Annotated in this window: 30 protein-coding genes; 16 read left to right on the plus strand and 14 right to left on the minus strand. The window is 40.5% G+C overall.

The window, feature by feature from the left end:
- Positions 1 to 28 precede the first annotated feature (28 nt).
- Positions 29 to 160, minus strand: coding sequence for a DUF3941 domain-containing protein (locus tag AC0VYO_RS08360; protein WP_226612574.1), 132 nt, complete (start codon positions 158 to 160; stop codon positions 29 to 31).
- An 80-nt stretch (positions 161 to 240) separates the two neighbouring features.
- Positions 241 to 1095, minus strand: a complete 855-nt coding sequence (locus tag AC0VYO_RS08365; protein WP_430246622.1) for a DegV family protein — start codon at positions 1093 to 1095, stop codon at positions 241 to 243.
- 281 nt (positions 1096 to 1376) lie between these two features.
- Here AC0VYO_RS08365 and AC0VYO_RS08370 point away from each other — a divergent pair, with 281 nt between their 5' ends.
- Positions 1377 to 2225: a YitT family protein gene (locus AC0VYO_RS08370; protein WP_194221161.1), complete on the plus strand. Its 849-nt coding sequence runs from the start codon at positions 1377 to 1379 to the stop codon at positions 2223 to 2225.
- Positions 2226 to 2608: 383 nt separating this feature from the next.
- Here AC0VYO_RS08370 and AC0VYO_RS08375 read toward each other — a convergent pair whose 3' ends face one another.
- Positions 2609 to 2869 carry a NifU N-terminal domain-containing protein gene (locus AC0VYO_RS08375; protein ID WP_430246623.1) on the minus strand — a complete coding sequence of 87 codons (261 nt, stop codon included), beginning with the start codon at positions 2867 to 2869 and terminating at the stop codon, positions 2609 to 2611.
- Between the two features lie 67 nt (positions 2870 to 2936).
- Positions 2937 to 3395, minus strand: a complete 459-nt coding sequence (locus AC0VYO_RS08380) for an N-acetyltransferase family protein (RefSeq protein ID WP_475368850.1) — start codon at positions 3393 to 3395, stop codon at positions 2937 to 2939.
- 150 nt (positions 3396 to 3545) lie between these two features.
- Here AC0VYO_RS08380 and AC0VYO_RS08385 point away from each other — a divergent pair, with 150 nt between their 5' ends.
- On the plus strand, positions 3546 to 4205 hold the full coding sequence (locus tag AC0VYO_RS08385) for a Dph6-related ATP pyrophosphatase (RefSeq protein WP_475368851.1): 660 nt from the start codon (positions 3546 to 3548) through the stop codon (positions 4203 to 4205).
- 27 nt (positions 4206 to 4232) lie between these two features.
- Positions 4233 to 4814 carry an SGNH/GDSL hydrolase family protein gene (locus AC0VYO_RS08390; RefSeq protein ID WP_194221165.1) on the plus strand — a complete coding sequence of 194 codons (582 nt, stop codon included), beginning with the start codon at positions 4233 to 4235 and terminating at the stop codon, positions 4812 to 4814.
- A 78-nt stretch (positions 4815 to 4892) separates the two neighbouring features.
- Here AC0VYO_RS08390 and AC0VYO_RS08395 read toward each other — a convergent pair whose 3' ends face one another.
- The 3 genes from AC0VYO_RS08395 to AC0VYO_RS08405 form a co-directional block, all read right to left on the minus strand.
- Positions 4893 to 5108: a DUF3813 domain-containing protein gene (locus AC0VYO_RS08395; protein ID WP_194221166.1), complete on the minus strand. Its 216-nt coding sequence runs from the start codon at positions 5106 to 5108 to the stop codon at positions 4893 to 4895.
- A 2-nt stretch (positions 5109 to 5110) separates the two neighbouring features.
- Positions 5111 to 5254, minus strand: coding sequence for a hypothetical protein (locus AC0VYO_RS08400; protein ID WP_194221167.1), 144 nt, complete (start codon positions 5252 to 5254; stop codon positions 5111 to 5113).
- A gap of 91 nt (positions 5255 to 5345) precedes the next feature.
- Positions 5346 to 6185: a Cof-type HAD-IIB family hydrolase gene (locus AC0VYO_RS08405; RefSeq protein WP_475367169.1), complete on the minus strand. Its 840-nt coding sequence runs from the start codon at positions 6183 to 6185 to the stop codon at positions 5346 to 5348.
- Positions 6186 to 6367: 182 nt separating this feature from the next.
- Here AC0VYO_RS08405 and AC0VYO_RS08410 point away from each other — a divergent pair, with 182 nt between their 5' ends.
- The 3 genes from AC0VYO_RS08410 (at position 6368) to AC0VYO_RS08420 (ending at position 7984) form a co-directional block, all read left to right on the plus strand.
- The gene (locus AC0VYO_RS08410; protein ID WP_475368852.1) at positions 6368 to 6685 is read left to right on the plus strand and encodes a hypothetical protein; all 318 of its coding nucleotides are present in this window, start codon (positions 6368 to 6370) and stop codon (positions 6683 to 6685) included.
- Positions 6686 to 6814: 129 nt separating this feature from the next.
- Entirely contained in the window at positions 6815 to 7582 is a 768-nt protein-coding gene (locus AC0VYO_RS08415; RefSeq protein ID WP_475368853.1) for a prolyl oligopeptidase family serine peptidase, read from the plus strand.
- An 81-nt stretch (positions 7583 to 7663) separates the two neighbouring features.
- Entirely contained in the window at positions 7664 to 7984 is a 321-nt protein-coding gene (locus AC0VYO_RS08420; protein WP_194221171.1) for a metal-sulfur cluster assembly factor, read from the plus strand.
- A 95-nt stretch (positions 7985 to 8079) separates the two neighbouring features.
- Here AC0VYO_RS08420 and AC0VYO_RS08425 read toward each other — a convergent pair whose 3' ends face one another.
- Positions 8080 to 9753 (minus strand): LysM peptidoglycan-binding domain-containing protein, encoded by a 1674-nt coding sequence (locus AC0VYO_RS08425; RefSeq protein WP_475368854.1) that lies wholly within the window; start codon positions 9751 to 9753, stop codon positions 8080 to 8082.
- Between the two features lie 136 nt (positions 9754 to 9889).
- On the opposite strand from AC0VYO_RS08425, the gene AC0VYO_RS08430 reads away from it, so the two are divergent.
- The 4 genes from AC0VYO_RS08430 to moaD are packed head-to-tail and all read left to right on the plus strand — an operon-like array spanning position 9890 to position 12340.
- Positions 9890 to 11146 carry a molybdopterin molybdotransferase MoeA gene (locus AC0VYO_RS08430; RefSeq protein ID WP_475369052.1) on the plus strand — a complete coding sequence of 419 codons (1257 nt, stop codon included), beginning with the start codon at positions 9890 to 9892 and terminating at the stop codon, positions 11144 to 11146.
- On the plus strand, positions 11146 to 11646 hold the full coding sequence (mobB, locus tag AC0VYO_RS08435; protein ID WP_475368855.1) for a molybdopterin-guanine dinucleotide biosynthesis protein B: 501 nt from the start codon (positions 11146 to 11148) through the stop codon (positions 11644 to 11646). Before AC0VYO_RS08430 ends, mobB begins: the two co-directional genes overlap by 1 nt.
- A gap of 2 nt (positions 11647 to 11648) precedes the next feature.
- Positions 11649 to 12089, plus strand: a complete 441-nt coding sequence (locus tag AC0VYO_RS08440) for a molybdenum cofactor biosynthesis protein MoaE (protein ID WP_430246926.1) — start codon at positions 11649 to 11651, stop codon at positions 12087 to 12089.
- Between the two features lie 17 nt (positions 12090 to 12106).
- On the plus strand, positions 12107 to 12340 hold the full coding sequence (moaD, locus tag AC0VYO_RS08445) for a molybdopterin converting factor subunit 1 (protein ID WP_226612591.1): 234 nt from the start codon (positions 12107 to 12109) through the stop codon (positions 12338 to 12340).
- 879 nt (positions 12341 to 13219) lie between these two features.
- Here the strand turns inward: moaD and AC0VYO_RS08450 are convergent.
- Positions 13220 to 13909 (minus strand): Crp/Fnr family transcriptional regulator, encoded by a 690-nt coding sequence (locus AC0VYO_RS08450; RefSeq protein WP_430242133.1) that lies wholly within the window; start codon positions 13907 to 13909, stop codon positions 13220 to 13222.
- Between the two features lie 121 nt (positions 13910 to 14030).
- The gene (locus tag AC0VYO_RS08455) at positions 14031 to 14825 is read right to left on the minus strand and encodes an undecaprenyl-diphosphate phosphatase (protein WP_430242131.1); all 795 of its coding nucleotides are present in this window, start codon (positions 14823 to 14825) and stop codon (positions 14031 to 14033) included.
- A gap of 172 nt (positions 14826 to 14997) precedes the next feature.
- Here AC0VYO_RS08455 and AC0VYO_RS08460 point away from each other — a divergent pair, with 172 nt between their 5' ends.
- A complete protein-coding gene (locus tag AC0VYO_RS08460) occupies positions 14998 to 15186 on the plus strand; it encodes a YjzC family protein (RefSeq protein WP_194221177.1) in 189 nt (62 codons plus the stop codon).
- Positions 15187 to 15245: 59 nt separating this feature from the next.
- Here the strand turns inward: AC0VYO_RS08460 and AC0VYO_RS08465 are convergent, their stop codons facing one another.
- Positions 15246 to 15425, minus strand: a complete 180-nt coding sequence (locus AC0VYO_RS08465; RefSeq protein WP_430242129.1) for a YjzD family protein — start codon at positions 15423 to 15425, stop codon at positions 15246 to 15248.
- Between the two features lie 75 nt (positions 15426 to 15500).
- Entirely contained in the window at positions 15501 to 15962 is a 462-nt protein-coding gene (locus AC0VYO_RS08470; protein ID WP_430242127.1) for a TspO/MBR family protein, read from the minus strand.
- Between the two features lie 212 nt (positions 15963 to 16174).
- Between AC0VYO_RS08470 and AC0VYO_RS08475 the strand changes: the two genes are divergently transcribed.
- Entirely contained in the window at positions 16175 to 16897 is a 723-nt protein-coding gene (locus tag AC0VYO_RS08475) for a hypothetical protein (RefSeq protein ID WP_430242124.1), read from the plus strand.
- 1 nt (position 16898) lies between these two features.
- Here the strand turns inward: AC0VYO_RS08475 and AC0VYO_RS08480 are convergent, their stop codons facing one another.
- Complete coding sequence (locus tag AC0VYO_RS08480; RefSeq protein ID WP_475368856.1) at positions 16899 to 18089, minus strand: NAD(P)/FAD-dependent oxidoreductase; 1191 nt, start codon at positions 18087 to 18089, stop codon at positions 16899 to 16901.
- Between the two features lie 109 nt (positions 18090 to 18198).
- Here AC0VYO_RS08480 and AC0VYO_RS08485 point away from each other — a divergent pair, with 109 nt between their 5' ends.
- From AC0VYO_RS08485 to AC0VYO_RS08500, 4 genes are read left to right on the plus strand one after another with little or no spacing between them, the layout of a single operon-like run.
- Positions 18199 to 19116 carry an NAD-dependent epimerase/dehydratase family protein gene (locus AC0VYO_RS08485; protein ID WP_475368857.1) on the plus strand — a complete coding sequence of 306 codons (918 nt, stop codon included), beginning with the start codon at positions 18199 to 18201 and terminating at the stop codon, positions 19114 to 19116.
- A 16-nt stretch (positions 19117 to 19132) separates the two neighbouring features.
- On the plus strand, positions 19133 to 19687 hold the full coding sequence (locus AC0VYO_RS08490; protein WP_283152356.1) for a DinB family protein: 555 nt from the start codon (positions 19133 to 19135) through the stop codon (positions 19685 to 19687).
- A gap of 44 nt (positions 19688 to 19731) precedes the next feature.
- Positions 19732 to 19908 carry a ComZ family protein gene (locus tag AC0VYO_RS08495; protein WP_194221184.1) on the plus strand — a complete coding sequence of 59 codons (177 nt, stop codon included), beginning with the start codon at positions 19732 to 19734 and terminating at the stop codon, positions 19906 to 19908.
- A gap of 12 nt (positions 19909 to 19920) precedes the next feature.
- Entirely contained in the window at positions 19921 to 20064 is a 144-nt protein-coding gene (locus AC0VYO_RS08500) for a hypothetical protein (RefSeq protein ID WP_159782169.1), read from the plus strand.
- Between the two features lie 31 nt (positions 20065 to 20095).
- On the opposite strand, the gene AC0VYO_RS08505 is transcribed toward AC0VYO_RS08500, so the two are convergent.
- Positions 20096 to 20458 (minus strand): YppG family protein, encoded by a 363-nt coding sequence (locus AC0VYO_RS08505; protein ID WP_475368858.1) that lies wholly within the window; start codon positions 20456 to 20458, stop codon positions 20096 to 20098.
- Between the last annotated feature and the right edge of the window lie 44 nt (positions 20459 to 20502).

Consider the following 20502-nt stretch of genomic DNA (forward strand, 5'->3'; position numbering starts at 1 on the left):
TAGCCGGTTTCTTTTCAATGCTTGATCTCTACAAGTGGTCAGTATCCTTAGAATACTGGTGTTTCCCGCCTTCACGGTTTTCTTCTTTTAACTTGTTTTTCAACATTCGTTTAGCATTATGATCAACTGCTTTTTTATTATTATCTTTTGTTGATGACACGTTATGTCCTCCCTTGGTGTCAGGATTGCCATGCACAATAATAGAGTACGCGATTATGCGACATCCTATGTAAAAGGAAGTTATTTATTTAAGAAAAACAAAGCAAGTGTTCCTGGTCCTGAGTGAGACCCAATCGTAGCGCCTACTTCATGAATGACAAAGTGCTCACTCCCATATGTCTCTTGAATCGCACTTTTTAATTTTTCAGCGCTTTCCAGGTCATCTCCATGTGAAATGCCGATTAATTGGGACTGAAGATTAACGCCGCGTTCCTGCATGATCTCAACCATACGCTTGGTGACTTTGTTTTTTCCACGAATTTTTTCAATCGGAACAAGTTTCCCGTCTTCAACGTGGAGCACTGGTTTGATTTTTAACATTCCACCAAAGAAGGCCGAGGCTTTACTGACGCGACCGCCACGCTGAAGGAACTCCAGGTCGTCTACTGTGAAAATGTGTTCCATGTGCGTTAAGTACTTGCTGTTTAAGCTTTCTAATATTCGCTCAAATCCTTCACCTTTTTCAGCAAGCTCAGCAGCGTGGATCGCCATGAGTCCGTAGCCGAGAGAAGCGGCTTTAGAATCAATGACCTCCATTTGTACGTCAGGGTATTCTTCCTGTACTTCATTTTTAATGATGGCAGCTGATTGGTATGTACCTGAAATACCAGATGATAGTGCAATATAAATAAAAGGCTGACCCATTTTAGCGTATTTCGCAAATGTCTCTCGTATCCGTGCTGGAGGAATTTGCGACGTTTTGGCCATTGTACCTTCTCGCAAGGTCTTATATAACTCTTTTGCTTGGATCTCTTCACGATCATAATACTCCTGATCTCCGATAATGACCATTAGTGGCATGATGTCGATGTCGTGCTTTCGTACGAGATCCTCTGGCAAATCCGAGGCGCTATCTGTAATGATTTTAACTGTCATGGACGATCGTCCCTTCTTCATTTTTAAGTCAGTATGTAAATGAATGTTTGTTATAATCAAGTTTATCCCATTAGCAAAGAGGAAATCAATCCTATTGATGGGGTTGAATAGAAAACAGTTGACGTAGATTAGATAGTTTGATTAGATATACATGGCTTAGTAGATGTGGCTTTACCTAATCGTCACTTATAAAGATCGGATCCTGAGAGTGAATATTGTCAATTGGATCAGTCTCTACTTATATTCTGCAAACGAGATAAATCTCTGTTTCAAAAAAGAAGGTGTTCTTATTGGAAGAAGTAAAAAAAATTATTGTGATTCTCTTAGGTGCGATCCTTGGTGCAGTTTCTCTGAACTTATTTCTTATCCCTGCCAATGTATATGCTAGTGGTTTTACTGGTATCGCACAGCTGATTTCTAGCGTACTAAGTGATTATACGCCAATTTCAATCTCAACGGGTATTTTACTTATGTTACTAAATATCCCTGTAGCTATACTGGGATGGAAGAAAGTTGGTAAATCTTTTACATTGTATAGTATTATCAGTGTTGGAGCTACTACCTTTTTCCTTGAAATCATTCCAGTCCAGGCTCTTTCAGAAGATATCCTGCTAAATGCAGTGTTTGGCGGAGTCATTGCAGCAATTGGTATCGGCTTTACATTAAAATGGGGGGCTTCCACCGGAGGAATGGACATCGTAGCCATGATTCTATCCCGCATGAAAGACCGTCCAATCGGTACGTATTTCTTCAGCATGAACGCGTTGATTATCCTCACTGCAGGGATGCTTTATGGCTGGGAAAAAGCTCTTTATACGCTCGTTACCTTATACGTATCATCTCGAGTAATCGACGTCATTCATACACGTCACGAAAAACTAACAGCAATGATCGTAACTTCCAAAGGAAATGAAATGCAAAAAGCTATTCATGACCGACTTGTTAGAGGAATCACAAAGCTCCCTGCAAAAGGTGCCTACAGAGGAGAAGACAAAGAAATGCTCATGATCGTCGTCACACGCTATGAACTATACGACCTCGAGCACATCATCCAAGACATCGACCCAACCGCCTTCACCAACATAGTCAACACCACAGGCATCTTCGGATTCTTTAGAACGGATGGTTAAGAAAAGCGGAAGTGAGCGTTTAGGGACGACAAGCGCTGGAGGCCCTTCATTTGAACACGGTTTTTGTGTTCGGATGAAGGGCTGAAGCGATCGAGTCCCTGCTCACTGCAGCTAGACAAGAAAAGCGGAGCGGGCGTTTAGAAACGGAGATATTGGAGCTCTTGAACTAGAACACGTCCTTTGTGTTCTGGTGAAAGAGCGAAATATCGCAGTTTCTGCGAGTCGCAGCTAGACAAGAAAAGCGGAAGTGCCCGATTAGCCTCGGCAAGCACTGGAGCCTTTTTATTTTAATACGCCCTTTGTGTTCTACTGAAAAAATGAAACATCTCGCCTACTACTTAACAACACAAAAAAAGTTCCTCGGATATCCGAGGAACTTTTTTCTATGCGTTATTAGAGATTGTTTCTTTTACTTCTGGAAGTAATGTATCCCAATCTGCCTCTGGCATCTTATTAATTGTAATAAAATCCTGGTATCCAAACACATTATCAACACCTTCTAATTTTAGAAGTGCAGCAGCCATTTGGTGATCGGGATTGTCATTCTTCTTGAAAGAATGGCTTGAAGTTCCTTCGAAAAGCTGTTGGTCTGCCGTAATTTTAATAGCATTTGGGTTTGGTGTACGATCTACGCGTAATTCCATTTTATAAACGCCTCCTTTCTCTACCATCTCTTAGTGTATCAGAAACAACTCTTGCAGCAAATAATCTTTAAGAAGAGAAGGTAAACCCGTATCTTTTTGAAATAATGTCATGGAAACCGAGAGAATTGTAAAGGTGTTTTGTAACAGCGTTATGAATTCCTGTCTCAAGTTCTATGCCCTTAATCCCTTCATTCTCAGCCCAATAAATGACATGAAGGAGTAATTTCCTACCAATACCTCTATTTCGTGCATCTGGATCAACAAATAATTCATTTAACCAAATATATGGACCACCACTAGAGAGGCTGACGCCGATATTAAAAAACGCGACGCCAAGGACTTCGTCATCAGACTCTGCGACAACGATTCGTGATGCTGTCTGTTCATCAAGAGCAAGCTTTACTCCTTTAACGAGTTTATCGTAGCTTCCATCTTGCTCAGAACGAGTAATTTGCTTCATTAATAACTTTGAAACCTTTTCAATCATGTCTTCATCTGTCTGGCTGGATAATTGATACACATTCATTACCGTTCCACCTCCGTCATACTGTTTCGACTTCAAACACTTCAATCCCTTTTTAAGGAGGTTTGAATAAAGTTTTTAATTAATTTCAAGATATTTGAAACATTCAGCCTTTTCTATTCGTCTATATAGAGTAAGAAAGGAGCTAATACATTGAATTTAATTTTTTCATGGAGCTCTGGGAAGGACAGCGCCATAGCTTTATTCGATTGTTTAAAGCAATCACATCTTCAAGTGAAAGGATTATGGACAACCATCAACGAAACAAATGGTGCCATTCCTTTTCATGGCGTACATACAGCGTTGCTTGAAAAGCAGGTAGCTGCTATTGGTCTGCCTCTAACGATAACCAATTTACCAGATAACTGTACGAATAAGCAATACGAGAAGCTTGTTAGCAATCAATATAAGGTGTTTAAAGAAGCAGAAATAGAAGGGGTCGTATTCGCTGATTTATTTCTAGATGATATTCGTCATTATCGGGAAACGCTTTTACAGGAATGCAAACTGAAGGGCATATACCCATTGTGGCAACATTCCACTCTACATACGGCAAAAAGATTCATCGCGACAGGTTTTAAAGCAGTGATTACAACAGTTGATCAGTCAAAAATATCTCCTGATTGGGTAGGGAAACCATTTGATGATAACTTTCTTCAATCCCTTCCAAATGACGTGGATCCGTGCGGTGAAAATGGAGAATTTCATACGTTTGTATGGAACGGCCCAATTTTTGAAAAAGAAGTGATAGTTGAAATTAAAGAGATAGTAGAGCAAGGCAATTTTCGAACAGCCATTTTGAAGAACTGGTAACAACGGAACGAAAGGGGGAGGAAAGATATGCCTGTACTTGTTTGTTTTGGCGACTGCCTGACAGCGAGGGAAGTAGATGATAAAGGGAACGAACGTCTTACATCAAGGATAAGAGGGGCTCTTGATGAATGGATCGTGATTAATGCAGGTTCAACCCCAACTTCTAGAGAAGGGGTATCGCGTTTTCAGTCTGATGTTCTCAGCTACAAACCGGATTATGTAACCATTTTCTTTGGAACGCAAGAAGCTTGTTTAGGACAAAGTTCAGATTTGAGTGAGTTTGAAAGAAATATTGAGTACATGGTTAATAATCTCCCTTCAGAACGGGTTATTCTTATTTCACCATCACCAGTGATGAATGAAGGAAATGTCTCAATGACGAATCAAAAAATAGAGGGTTATGCTGATCGAATTAAACATTTAGCAAATAAGCTTGGAACAAGACATATTGATCTCTGGCAATTGATTCGAGAAAATAAGAAAAGTAAAATGCTTTATGAAAAAGACGGTCTCCAGCTAAATGCAAAAGGATATAAGCTGATAACGAAAGAAGTACTGAATTCGCTTGGCAGGCGAACAAAATTTAAACCGGTCATAAAACTTTTTTAAATGTATAATAACGTTAGATGAATGCATTTCCACGAAGAAGAAACCCGTCGCACATGACGGGTTTCTTCTTCGTGGAAACTAAAAGGGTTTATTGGATGATTCATGGCTAAGTTCTTGTATAACTGCCTGGTAAGATGTGAGCTGTTCTTTTTCTGCGCTTGTAGATTGGTGAAAAGCTGCAGAAAGATTATTTTGGGCCACATCGATTTGGTTTTGCAACTCTGGATGACCTGCAGCCATTTGCTCCGCTTTTGCAACGGCTTCTCGAGCAAGCTGAAAATGACGATTACCCATCGTTATTCACCACCTGACAAATTTTCTTGTTGTTGTTTCTTACGTTGTTCATTGCTTAAGCTTGTCAGGTCGTGTTGGTCCATGTTTTGGACAACTCGATCCGCACCTTCTTTTACCATTCTCTTTGTTTTACTATTCTTTGCCATGATTAATCCCTCCCTTTCTTTTATAGGATGAGTTCATCGATCAGTAATTATTCGATCTTCATCCTGATTTCATTAAACAAAAAAAGACAGCTTAGGATAGCTGTCTTTTATCAGGTAGGATAATGTTTAGCCTTTCTTCAAGGAAGGAAGCAACACCATCTTCTTCATTAGTCATCGTGATTTCGTTAGATATGTTTTTTAATTCAGTAATCGCATTGCCCATCGCCACGCCAGTTCCAGCATATTCGATCATTTCAAGATCGTTATCTTCATCCCCGAAGGCAATGATTCTTTCTTGAGGGACATTGAAATGTTCGGCTAACCGTTTAAGCCCTACTGATTTGTTTAATCCTGCTCGAACAATCTCAATAATGTTTAGAGGAGCAGCCCAAACGCGATGCTCGATCATCTCTGCGTGATGCTCTTTTAACATTGAGCGAAGATCAGCGAGCTGCTGTTCATGTGGATGAATGAGAAGAGATGTAGGATCATCTTTAAGGTTTTTGTGAATCTCACCTGTATAGATAGAGGATTCGTTCATAATCATATTTTGCATAATCAGCTCATCATGCTGATGCAAATAAACATCATCCAACACTTCGGCCATGATGTTTTTTACGTTAATTTCACTACAAGAAGAGACGATCGATCTAGCCGTATTTAATTCCATTGGTGAATGATACGTCCCGAAAGAACGATCAAGAGGGTGATGAACAAAAGCTCCATTGAAATTAACAATTGGAGAATCAAGCGCCAATTCATTGTAATAGCGCACGCTTGCTCGATAAGGCCTTCCTGTTGCGATGGCAACATGGTGTCCCTGTCTTCTAGCTTCGGCAATAACGGATTTAGTGCGTTCAGAAATATTCTTTTCGCTGTTTAACAACGTGCCATCAAGATCAATTGCGATTAGATGCGGTTTAGTTGTCATAGAAGCTCCTTTGAAAAGTGTCATTTGGTGTTTACATACTAATTGTACATGGCAACCATATATGTGTCTATTTAGGAATATTAAAATTTTGACAAGAATGTTAAAAGGATATGATAGCCGTTTGAGGAATTGTTAAGAAGGGTACACTTTAACTATCATTCCATTGGAGGTGGCAGTCGATTATGACTAAGAAACAGACATTGCTAATATCAAGTATTGCGGCAGGGACAATCGGCATTTCATCCTATTTACTTAAGGATGAAGAGAAGAGAACGAAATTAAAATCAAAAGCTAACGGTTTTCGTAAGCAAGTGACTAAGAAGTTTAACGATACCTTACCAATTGAGAAGGCGGGTAATCCAACAACACCGGATCAGTCAGATGATAGTGGAGATAGCAAGATGGTGTATGAGGGATCACAGTTTCCAACTCAATACTACAATAAGCTTGAAAATATGAAATCAGTAGAAAAAAGTCACGAAGAGCAAATTAAAAATTAACAAACAGAACATGCAAGCGACTGCTTGCATGTTTTTTATGTTTCCTAGGCTCTTCTTAAATTTCTCAATCAACTATATGAGTGGTACGATAGAGGAGAATAATGGTTGCTAAAGGAAAGGAGCAAGATGATGATAACAATTGTTAATGAATACATAGAGAATATACCTGTCTTACACATAGTGGACGCTAACCTTGCTGAAGATAAGTTGCCATTAGTTATGTTCCAACATGGATTTACTAGTGCAAAAGAACATAATCTTCACATCGCTTATCTTCTAGCAGGCGAAGGATATCGCGTTCTTCTGCCTGATGCTGTGCATCATGGTGAACGTGAAGATGACCTATCAGGGAAAAAGAGGCAATATGTGTTTTGGGAAATTGTGATACAAAGCTTAACCGAACTTGATCAACTAAGGCAGCATTTTGTGGATCGGAACCTCGTTCAAGAAGACCGAATCGGTATGTCTGGTACATCCATGGGCGGAATCCTTACATTTGGTGCCCTTACACAGTATCCGTGGATTAAAGCCGCCGTCTCTTTAATGGGCTCACCTTCTTATTTTAAATTAGCGAATGCACAAATACGTTATTTAAAGGAAGAAGGGTTTAGTCTCCCTATCTCTGAAGAAGAGATGATAACACAAATTGAAGGATTACAGTCCTATGATCTTTCTCTTCAAGAAGATAAACTTGATGGTCGTCCACTAATGATGTGGCATAGTACAGTCGATAAAGTTGTTCCTTATACCCTTACCTACGATTTCTATAACCAGATTAAACCGCTCTATGAAGGGGCAGAAGACCGCCTGAAGTTTATTAAAGATGAGACTTCTGGTCATAAAGTTTCACGTGAAGCTGTCCTTGCTTTAGTGGATTGGTTTAAAACTCATTTATAGAATTAAGGCTTTTCGGTTTAAGTTAAACCTCAATTTGTTATAATGAAGGTTGGAAGTACATGTATGAAAGGAGAGAATGCTATGTCTGAACAAACAGATCAAGAAATGAGAGATAAATTATTTGAAGCTCTTGAGAATGTTATTGACCCTGAGCTTGGGATAGACATCGTGAATCTTGGCCTCGTATACGAAGCCGATCTAAATGATGAAGGTGTTGCACAAGTCGTTATGACATTAACAGCAATGGGTTGCCCATTAGCTGGTACAATTGTTAACGATGTAAAGCGCGCGCTATCTGACGTGGAAGAAGTGAACGATGCGGATGTTAACATCGTTTGGAACCCACCATGGTCAAAAGATAACATGTCACGCTATGCAAAAATTGCGTTAGGCATTAGATAATGAAAGTAGGAAAGGAAGAGGGGGCTCCTCTTCCTTTTTTTAATTTTGGGTATGAGTAATCGCTAAAGTAAGCGAGGATGAGAGAATGACGTTTTCTATTCCGTTCGTTCCACAATGATCTTGTTATTAATCATATTCCAAATAGCAGGGTCTTCCATACCCAATCTCCATAGCGCTACGCCCTGGACACCAAGTTCATTAGCTAAGCGGATTTTTGCTTCAATGCTTTGTTCATTTTCAAACCAAACTTCGTGCTGATTTCCTTCTTCATCTTTATATCTGAAAAATGGCGTTTGACGCTCTTCGTCAAATTGAACTTCTGCATTGTGTTTCTTTTTCAATTTCATTGCCATGTCATAAGTGACATAAGTGCTTTTATCCGTATCAAGATTGAAATCAAACCCAAATACAGAGATAGCGGATACTAATTTCTCAGGGGGGATTCTCGTTTTAGCATAAGTCATTACTTTTTTCATCCACCCGGCCGTTACTGCAGGACCAGCTGGACTGCCAGGCCAGCCAAATTCGTTATAGAGCATCACGATAAATTGATCAACAGCTTTACCAATTTCAGCATAGTTAAATGGGTCTGAAAATGGATTCACTAATTCATCTGATGCTCTCGATGGAACGCTTGCTGAAAAGAAATATCCTTTCTTATGAAGCTCTTCCCCGATCGTCTGATAGAGAAGCGTCAGTTTATCCGCATCTTCGATATAAACATCCTCTATGTCGATGTCAACTCCATCAAAATTATACTTCTCAATTAATTTAACTAAGTTTAAAGCAAATCCGCGACGATTTTCTTCACTTGAAACGAGTGTTTGAACAACCTTTTTACTCGGTTCGGTATCGCCTTTTTTGTATAGCAGATTATGAACAACCGGCATAATTTTGATGTTTTGATCATGAGCCAGTTGAACGAGTTTCTCGATCTCTCTATCGCTAAACTTCCCAAACTTCTCAATCGTTGTTGGATTTGACTCGCTAATTCGAAACAGAAATAAAGCAAGTTGAGATAGGGCAGAACGGTTTGACACGAACGACTTATACGAAGAAGGAAGGGATGGACCTTCTTCAAGCGTATAGTATCCGATAATTCTTGATACTGGCAACTCATCACCATATGCATTAAAGGTAACGAGACTATCGGAGATCCATCCGTTCGTGCCATCATATAGCTGCACTTTGTACCAGTTACCTTGAATGCCTTCGACAGCGAGCTTAGCCCCCGTTCTCATCTGAGCAATGATGTTATACCCTTTACCAGGACCAGTTCTGACATTCGCCCGATCTGCCTTTACGACAACTTCTGTATATACTGGAATTTTAAGCGTTTGGCCAATGGAAAGGTCATCTGTCGTTAAGTCGTTTAATACTTTGATACTCTTCGGTGTTGTATTGTTGTTCACTGCAATTTGATAAAGGCTATCTCCAGCTTTTACTGTATAGTTGATTCGCATTGAGCGGTTTGCCGGAATATCAAGGTGCTGACCAACGTAGATGAGGTTAGATGGCAGTTGATTTAATTCTTTTACTTCTTCAACAGGAATTTGAAAGCGATCGGATATGCTTAACAATGTATCTCCGGGTTGAACTGTGTAAGATGGATAATCAGTTGCAGAAGGAATCCGTAGCATTTGACCTACATAGATAATATTTGAGTTCAGCTGATTGATTTGTTTGAGTTCATTGACAGATTGGTTATGAGAATCCGCAATTCTAAGCAGTGTATCGCCTGGCTTTACCCGATATTGATTTTGAGGCATGATCATCACTCCTTTCCATATAAGATGCATCACTAACAATCTATTCAGTGCAGTGTCTATTCATTCGAATTTTACTTCTAGAGTCTTGATCTTTGTTACAATGAAGAGGAAAATCATAACAGATGGAGATGAGATGATGGTAGAGAGAAGGAAGCCAATCACTGTAGAAGAAGCTGTTCAAAAAGTGATGAACCTCTCTTATGAAGGGGAAATCGAAACGGTTCCGCTAGAAGAAAGCGACGGACGTCATCTCGGTGTTGCTTTGAAAGCCGATCATGATGTTCCACCGTTTGATCGTTCCCCATATGATGGGTTCGCTATAAGAGCAGAAGATACATACGAAGCAGGAAGAGACAACCCAATTCAATTAAAAGTAATTGAAGAAATAGGAGCAGGAACGGTTGCATCAAAAGTTCCAGAAAGAAATGAAGCGATCCGGATTATGACAGGAGCAGCAATACCAGAAGGAACGAATGCTGTGATCATGCTTGAGCTTGTTCAAGAAGTGGAGGAGGATGGTCAGTCATTTATCCAGTTGAAACGAAAAGTAGCGAAAGGCGACAACCTTTCCTTACAAGGAGAAGATACAAAAGCAGGTACAGTATTGATTGAGAAAGGTTCACGGATTACACCTGGAGTGAAAGCGCTTCTTGCCACATTTGGCTATGCGAATGTGCCCGTTGCTCGTAAACCACAAGTTGGGATATACGCTACTGGTACAGAGCTATTGAACCCTGAAGAAGCTCTTCAACCAGGAAAAATTCGTAATAGCAACTCCCCAATGATTGAAGGTCAAGTTAAAGCCGCTGGAGGCGTACCGCTTTATTTTGGAAAGCTCGATGATGACTTTGAGACGTGTTTTACTTCTGTAAAAGAAGCGTTAAGTAAAGTCGATTTTCTCATTACAACAGGAGGCGTTTCTGTAGGGGATTATGATTATCTTCCTGCTATTTATGAAAAATTAGGGGCAACCGTCTTATTTAATAAAGTAGGCATGAGACCAGGAAGTGTAACGACTGTAGCAGAATGGAATGGTAAACTCTTGTTCGGTCTTTCTGGTAATCCTTCCGCTTGTTTTGTAGGATTTGAATTATTCGCAAGACCAATCATCAAGCGTGCCCTTTTCTCGGAATTCCCTTATCGTATGAGAAGTAAAGGAACGTTACTAACTGATTTTCCTAAACCGAATCCGTTTACCAGGTTTGTACGAAGTAAGACAGAGGAAAGGGAAGGGCGTATTTATGTGAAGCCAACGGGTCTTGATAAATCCGGAAGCGTGACGTCACTTGCTGAAGCCAATGCTTTCACGGTACTACCCGGTGGAACGCGAGGATTTAAAGCGGGTGATATCGTTGATCTCCTTCTTTTACGCGAGGAAGGATCTGAGTCCTAATGAGAATACCAATCTTACAAGTAATCGGTTATCAAAATAGCGGAAAAACGCTTTTTGCGGAGAAATTTATAGAAATGGCTACCTCAGCTGGTAAGAAGGTTGGCGTTATTAAGCATCACGGACATGGTGCTCCTGACGTCTGTGATCAGAATAAAGACACGGGGCGTCATCGCGAGGCTGGTGCTACAGTGACCGGAGTTAGCGGTGGCGGAATGGTATCCGTTCAAGTAGCGCAAGAAAATGAGTGGGATCTTAATCAGTTAATACGATTATATGAAATGTTTGATGTTGACCTTATTCTTATAGAAGGCTATAAAGAGGAAAGCTATCCTAAGGTTGCTATTATAAGAGATGCTGAAGATCTTGATCTTTTAGAAAAAAGCCATATTATTGGAACAATTGTAAAAGAGCAGCTCGATGTGGTTGTGAAGAATAGCTATCAATATGATGAAATGGATCGTTGTATAAATGATGTATTGAAGGGTTTAAGGAGAGATTGAAAATGGAATATTACTTAATTACTTCTGAAGAAATAGATGTAAATAAGGTGATTAGTAGTGTAATCCGTCCTGAGGCTGGGGCGATCAACACGTTTATTGGAACAGTAAGAGAATTTACTGGTGAGAAGCAAACGGTCTCGCTACAGTATGAAGCTTATCCTTCTATGGCAGAAAAACAGTTGAAACGAATCGGTGTAGAAATTCGTGAGAAGTGGCCAACAGTCCAAACTTCTATTGTGCATCGAATCGGTAAATTAGCAATTAGTGACATTGCCGTTGTGATTGCTGTCGCTTCCCCACATCGCGCTGAAAGTTATGAAGCCAGTCGCTATGCGATTGAGCGTATAAAGGAAATCGTGCCAATTTGGAAAAAAGAGTACTGGACCGACGGGGAAGAGTGGATTGGTGATCAGCTTGAAAAGACCTCATACAAAAATAAATGACCAAAGGAGGAAAAGAAATGATTACTGTTCTTTTCTTTGCCAAACAGCAGGAGCAAATCGGGAAGGAAAAGCTAGAACGATCGGAATCACAGCTTGTTGTTTCTGAGCTGAAACAAATTCTGATGAACGATTATCCAGATCTTTCTCTTGATCATACGATGACGGCGATTAATGAAGAATACGCGGCAGAAGATCAGGTTGTAAACGATCAGGACGTTGTTGCGTTTATTCCTCCGGTTAGTGGAGGGTGAGTGAAGAACACCCGACTGGGTGTTTTTTTATTTTGAGATTTTATTGGTGAGAGGGGATGTGACAGCTGGGAAGGTGATGTTTTGGGCTTTTAGATGAACACAAAAAGCGTGTTCTAGTTCAAGAGCTCCAATATCTCCGTTTCTAAACGCTCGTCTTCGCTTTTCATGTCTAGCTACGACTCGCAGAAACTGCGATATTTCACTCTTTCACCAGAACACAAAGGGCGTGTTCTAGTTCAAGAGCTCCAATATCTCCGTTTCTAAACGCTCGTCTCCGCTTTTCATGTCTAGCTGCGCGGGCCAAATCCTCCGGCTGTTTCGCCCAATCGAATGAGACAAAAAGCGTCTCAATCTCATGGGCTCCAACATCCTGCGGATTTAGGCAGGCCTGCTCCGCTTTTCATGTCTAGCTGCAGTGGGCAGACACTCGGTCACTTCACCTTTTCATCCGAACACAAAGACAGTGTTCAAATGAAAAGGCTCCAGTGCCTGCCGTGTCTTAACGCCCACTTCCGCTTTTCGTGTCTAGCTGCAGCGCCCAGACACTCGGTCACTTCACCCTATAACTCGAACACAAAAACCGTGTTCAATTTATAGGGCTCCAGTGCCTGCCGTGTCTAAACGGGCGCTTCCGCTTTTCGTGTCTAGCTACGACTCGCAGAAACTGCGATATTTCACTCTTTCACCAGAACACAAAGGGCGTGTTCTAGTTCAAGAGCTCCAATATCTCCGTTTCTAAACGCTCGTCTCCGCTTTTCGAAGATCCAGCTGCAGCGCCCAGACACTCGGTCACTTCGCCCTATAACTCGAACACAAAAACCGTGTTCAATTTATAGGGCTCCAGTGCCTGCCGTGTCTAAACGGGCGCTTTCGCTTTTCTTATAACCTACATATCGTTATTGGGCAGTCTTCGCAGTGGATGGCGCAGCGGAGGAATTCTAGGTTGTGGATGGTGATTTTGCTGTGGGTGACGGAGACGATGTCGGCTTTTTTGAGTTCACTTAGGATGCGGTTGACGCTTTCTCTTGTTAGGCCGCAGAAGTTGCCTAGCTCCTGATTTGTGAGAGGGAGGTCGATGAGTATGTCATCTTTTTGTTGAACGCCATATGTATTGGATAGTCGAATGAGAGTGGAGTAGAGTGCTCCTTTTTTTCCGTGTAGGAGTAGATCTCGGAATTTTGATTGGTTTTTCCTGAAGTTTTCTCCCATGAATTTCATGAATTCTGTGGCGAGCAGGGCGTTTGTTGTTAGAGTCTTTTCAAGGTGAGCTTGTTTCACAAAGGTTGCTTGTACGTCATCTACAGCCCATGCGTTGGAGGAGAAGTTTAATTGGCCAGTGTAGAGCGCAAGTTCGCCAATAAGATCACCTGGTTGACAGATTTGTAGCGTTAATTCTCTACCTTCAGATGTGAGCTTATTTAAACGTACGTTTCCAGATCTTATAAGAAGAAGACGGTCCGCTTTCATTCCATCCATATAAAGGGGCTCGTCTTTTTGAAACGAAATGGATTCGCCTTCTTCAGCAATCCACTTTTTTAGTGGGTCTGATGTAATCGTATCTTCTTTCATTTTCATCCTCCTTTGATCATTTTTTTCTATTATCCCATGTAATCCTTTCTTATCACAACCAACATTTCCTTTTATCCGAAGGGAATTTGTTAGGGCAAATAAAAAAACCGGCGATAGCCGGTTAGAAAATAAGGACAAGTGCGCCCACGATAAAGCAATAGATAGAGAAATAAATTAAGTTTCCTCGCGCCATAATATTCATAAACCATTTCAATGAATAGTAAGAAGCTGTAAGAGATAGAAGGAAGGCGACGATATATGGTATAAGCATGTCACCAAATTGGAGATCCCCAATGCTAAGGATCATTGAACCTACGCTTACAGGTATGAATAATAGGAACGAAAACCTTAGAGCTGTTTCTTGTTTCATTCCAAGTCCCATGGCCGCTACGATTGTTGCACCAGAGCGACTAATACCAGGGATTAAAGCGACAGCTTGTGCCAAACCTACAATAAGGGCATCTTTGATACTAAGTCCAGCTTCGCCTTTGGAGCCACGAAGGTTACGAATGAGCCAAAGTGCGATACCTGTAATAATGAGAGTAGCTCCAACAACTTTAATGCCCTTCAGTTCTTCTCCAATAAAGTCATCGAACAAAATACCAAGAACAGCGGCAGGAATAGTTGCAACAACAAGATAGACGATAAACATAAATTCGCTTTTTGACTCTTCTTCCCGAGAGACAACGTATCGTATTCCATGAGAAGTGAGGCGAATAAGGTCATTGCGATAAATAAGAAGAACCGCAAGTAAGGAGGCAAAATTCATTAAGATTTCAAAACTAAGTCCTTCAATGTCTAAATTAAAAAATTTTTGCGCTATGACAAGGTGTCCACTTGATGAGATTGGAATGGGTTCAGTGAAGCCTTGAAGTAAACCAAGAAATGCATACTTAAGTAGTTCCAACAGTTCCATGAGTAATGTTCCTCCAGTAATGGTTACAAGATAAATTGACACATGTAACCATTAAACACCAGTCCTTCCATTTTTGTAAAGGGAATTTTGTATGTCAGGTTACATAAAACATTATTCGATGATGAATGCTGATAAAGGGGGCAAAAGTTGATGAGTGGAAGGAGGCAGTAATATGGGCGGAGAAAATCGTCAGTTTACACCTGGACAAAAAGCGCCGAACAATGGTGTATATATTGAAATCGGAGAGACAGGTGGTATGGTGAAAGATCCACAACAAATTGAACTTCGTGCAGGTGAAGCGTTCCCTGAATGTTCAAATCAAAATCGAAAGTGGTCAAGGGAACCGAAGCCTCATCATTAATAAGAATCGGGCATAGGTACAGGCAATAAAAAAACAAGCGCCGTAAATGGCGCTTGTTTCTATTGTTCGGCTGGATCGGAAATTAAACCTTCTCCAAGAAGCGTTGCCGCAACAGCTAGGATAACTCCAAATAGTGATGCGGGGCCAAACTCGTAATGACCACCTTGCATAGAAGCAAGTACGTAGAATATCATATTGCTAAGTAGAACTCCCCAGATAATTGCCCAAAGATAACGCAATAAATTCACCTCATTTGTAAACGTATTCTATCGATTATCATACCACAAAATATTTAAGTGCAACATCTATCAATTTTAATTCATGTAATAAAATAGCCATGATAAATAGGTAGCAAACGCCGTCCAAAGAAAATAAGGAAGTAATAGCCAACCTGCTAACTGATTTTGTCTACCTGCAAGAAAAATAAGAATCAATGAAGTGATTGCAATAAAGAGGGCGTCCATGAACGTTGCAAACAGAGCATGCTGATCAAATTGCAAATAACTAAATGCTTGATTCAGTATGTAGTTTATCCCGAGTAGTGAGAGGTACTCACTATTATGACGACCGAAGCTACGCTTTTGGTAGACAATGGCGGTTGATAAAGCGATTAACCCAAACAGAAATGCCCAAATGGTCCCTATAACGGAACCGTTTGGTGTCCAATCAGGTTTAGCAAGCGACGTATACCAATCAGCATCATAGGGGAATAGAAATCCAGAAATACTAAATAGAAGGTAAACAATAATAAATACGAGTACAGTTGTTTTTTTCATTTTTCTCACCACCTTCTTTCCCATACCCAATCATATCCAATTTCATGCAAGGACATATATAGAAACAATAGTGCATATCATGACTAAGGGCGCTTTCTAATGACGTGGGATGAAGAAGATATGAAATTCCCTCAAAATAGGCACTTCACCCTTTCTTCCATATGTAACTTGCATAGGTTATACAGAAAGTGATAAAAGGGCGAGGGGAGAGTATGTGTATTCGTAAACGAGCCTATCAATTAGACGGGGAGTGGACGATCGTTCTTGTCCCTGAACGGCCTAACGGGTTTGGCATATTTATTATAGGTGGCTTAACACATTTCGTTGATGCTGATACAAGTTTCTGGTTGCAGAATCATACGCGTGAAGGGATGATTGCCGATTTTCTAGAGGCTGGTTATACAGTCTATACAAGCAATCTATATGGAAGGCACTGGGGATCACCAAAAGCAGCGAAATTAACTGAACGAATTTATCATCTTGTTCACAAACAGGAAATTCTGAATCCGAGGATACATGTTGTTGCGGAAGGTATGGGAGTGTTAGCAGCAAATGCTTTTTTAAACAATCGTCATACCTTAGTTAGATCAGCGGCATTATTAAACCCTTGTTTTGATTTGAAGCGTCTTGTCAGACAAGAACAAGTGAACCGTCTTTTCTATAAACGGTTACTACGAGAGATGGCACAAGCTTATGAAATTGAGAATGACGAGGTTTTAACGAGAATTGACAACAAAGAAACGGAAGCGTGTCCTTGTCCGGTTAAGATTTGGCACCATTCCATGAAAAGTCCCTATTCGTTAGAACAAATTAGAGAATACGAGCGTCTTCAACAGGAGTTAGGATACTCCATTGACCTTGCTCTGTTGAGTGATAGTTATCAATTCCTTGGTAAGAAGATGATTCGTTTTTTTCAACAGCATGAGGAACTATGATTTACGATCGATTCAATCGTGTTATTTCCATGGCTGGATGATGATCATACAAAATAAGATCTTTTAGTATTTCGGCACCAAGCATGCTATAAACCGTCCCGTTTCCACCATATCCTAACATGAAATAGACACCCTCGTACTTTGGGTGTTTTCCTATGTAAGGTAGCCCATCTTTTGTGGAACCAAATATGGCGCTCCATTCATATGCGATTGACGTTTGGATAGAAGGAAACATTTCATGCAGTTTAGCTAGCAATAGCTGTCCTTGTTGTTCGAGTTTTTCTTCTTTTTTGAGATTAGAATCAAGTCCACCAATGAGGATGCGATGATCAGCAGTCGTCCTTAAATAGTAATAAGGACGATCGGTTTCCCAGATAAGGGCTTGATTGTGCCAACCAGGAAACTTCGGTATGGGTTCAGTCGCAATGGTATAGGTGCGCTCGAGTAGTGCGCCTTTTGTTTTGGCAAACTCCTGCGTACCATAACCCGTTGCGTAAATCACATGTTTTGCCCGAATTTCTCCTTTTTCAGTCTCGAAGATTAAATCATTTTTATTAAATTGATGAGAGAGGATCTCGGTATGCTCAAACACTCTTAATCCTAGTTCTCTGGCGCCACTTGTAAGGGCAAGTGCGAATTTATACGGATTTACTTCCGCTTCACCTTTCGTATAGATCCCTGCAGGAGCTGTGAAGGAGAAGAGACTTTCGATGGCGTGACGATCAATATAATCTGCTTCAAACCCATGATGTGTTAAAGCTTCGTATTCTTTCTTGAGTTTCTTTACATGATGATCGTTGCTTGCGAAGTAAAGGCTTTCTGCTCGTTTAAATTCAGCTGATTCACTTAAAGAGCCTGCAACCTTTTCTAGTTCGTCTATTGCCTTTAAGCAAAGTTTATAAAAATAAACAGCCTTCTCTTTCCCGAATCGATCGATCAAATCTACAAGCATAGCATCATTAGAAAATTGAAGAAGGCCAGTATTCGCCGAAGTACTTCCAGAGCCGATCGTATCTTTTTCTATTAAAACAGTGTCAACATGATAGTCAGCAAGCGTCTTTGCCAGAATACTTCCCGACATACCACCGCCAATGATTAGGACATCACAGTTGATGGATGAAGTGAGTTCAGGAAATGTAGGGGGCTCTGCTACAGTTGTTGGCCAGAATAAATTTCCGTGGTGAAGCTGCATGAAAGTATCCTCCTTAAAGGGTTTGGTAACTTAAGTTAGACAAATGATATCCTTCTTAGAATGGTCAGATGGGATGAAAAGTATTCGATCTAAACAGAGGTGAAAACTAGTGAAGAAAGCATTTATAACAGGGGCATTGGGATTCATTGGCTTTCATTTAACAGAATTTCTACTAGGCAAAGGGATTGAAGTAGTAGCAATTGATAATAAATTAAATACCCTAAGAAATGCTGAATATGAAATGAAGGAAATGATGTTACTTCGAAACGCTAATTACAAACAAATCAACAGCTCTTTAAGTGAAGCTTCTCTTACCCAGATTTCCAAAGAATGTGACACGATTTTTCATCTTAGTCATCCAGGGTTTGAACATGTTCGCGGCTCTAAGATGATCGAGGAAGGATTACAGAACACAAGCAAGGTCTTACAAGCATCCAATGGAAAAGTACTCGTCTACTTATCGAGCACGGAAGTTTTCGGAACACGTTACGGACAAATTACAGAAAAAACACCTCTTCACCCTACAACAATGTCGGGCAAGTTAAACGCTGGAGATGAACAAGTTTTATTGAAGTCTGATCAACGAGATTGTGTTGTAAAAGTACTTCGAGCCCCGCTTGTTTATGGACCTTGGCAACCTACTCAGTATGTTTATCAACATTACTTTCTAACTAAAAAGCTACCGTCATCGTATGAAAATGAGGGGAAGAAATTTCATCATGATGCGGTTTATGTAAGAGATGTGTGTTGGGCTTTGTATCAAGCAGGATGTCGAATCGATCAATCAGAATCGTTCAATCTAACAAGTGGAAGAGAAGGAGAATGGCAAACCGGAGTCGAATGGTGTATAGAAGATCCAAAGGAAATGCGTTATCAGAGTAATTTGAAGTGCAGGGTTTCTAGCAAAGAATGTGCCAATAAGCTTGGGTTTAAGAATTTGACACCTATTGATGAAGGATTGCATCTGCAACGATTGCATACGGAGAAAATGATGGCGATTGATCCTTCGATTTATTTGACTGATTGAGAAGGGAAGATGATGAATGATCGAAAAGACGCTTGGTAATTATGATGTCCACGATTCCTCTCATGGGCTTCAAGCTTTAAAAGAAACGAGAGAAAAACTCCTTTCGATGGTAAGTGACATTGAATTTCAGGAACTTCACTATGGGTATTCAAGTTTTCCTACAGTTGGAGCTTATATACTACACATTGCACAAATTGAGCTTTGGTGGGTGAAAAATGCCCTTATGGGAGAAAGCGTGACAGAGGATGAAAAAGAGCGATATTACTTTCAAGAGGAGCAAGTGATCTCTAGTCCTGATGATAAAGATCTTTCCTGGTTTTTAGCTCGCCTTGCAGAGGCGCGCGACTTGATAAAATCTTATTTCAATCATCTATCTGATGTAGAGTATCGAAAACCAGGACCTGAAGTTACGATTAATGGAGAGGTGCACCGTTACTCTCCTGAATGGATCATAAGCCATTTAATCGACCATGAAGCTTACCATAGAGGACAGGCTGCGATGGTATTAAAGATGGTTTCTGGACAGCGGGAAGATTGGGAGCATTTCAATACACCGTATTTGTCGTTATAATAGAAGGGAGCCGTACTGGCGAAAGTAAATTAGGAGTGAATGAAATGGATCAAAACATGAAGTTTATGCAAATTGCAATGAAGTATTTACCTGAAGCGAAGCAGTCGCTTGGAGAACAAGAAATCGAATTAGATCTTGAAAAGATGCAGCCATTGCTTCAGCTCTTTCTTAAGGCTATGGAAGATGCTTATGAGCTCGGGAAGCAGGATGCACAGGAGTAAGGAGAGAGTACTATGGGCCGTAAAGCTTTCTGGATCTGGTTTGTCCCACTAGGTGGTTTGTTAATAGGAATATTGATTGGTAGTTTTAGCTTAATGGTCATATCCGGAATTTTACTATTTATAAGTGCAGGAAGCATGTTGTTTCTTTCTAAATGAATAGAAGAGACGTGGAAACACGTCTTTTCTATTATTTAACGAATAAATTTAGCAATGAGCCCATTTGCTTCACCATCGGCGTAATTTGTTGAACGGTATTCATCATTTTAGGAAAATCATACTGCCCATTTTGCTTTTTAAATTGATTCATAAATGGCTGTCCGCCCTGGTATCCTTGCTGAGGATAGTATGGATGATAGGCTTGCTGGTAGTAAGGGTATGGATAGTAGGGCTGTGGCTGTTGGATAGGTTGCTGAATAGGCTGCTGATAATGCTGTGACTGATAGGGGTCATATGACTGATATGACGGATAAGGTGTGAAAGGCTGTTGCTGATAGTGATGATATCCAGGCTGTTGGTGAAAATAAGGCTGTTGTTGATTATACGGATACATCTATCTATCCCCCTTCGTTCAAGTTTACTTATGTTTAGTTTATG

Source organism: Anaerobacillus sp. 63XJN7_4_ISO-PGPR-S23-413, from assembly GCF_056173725.1.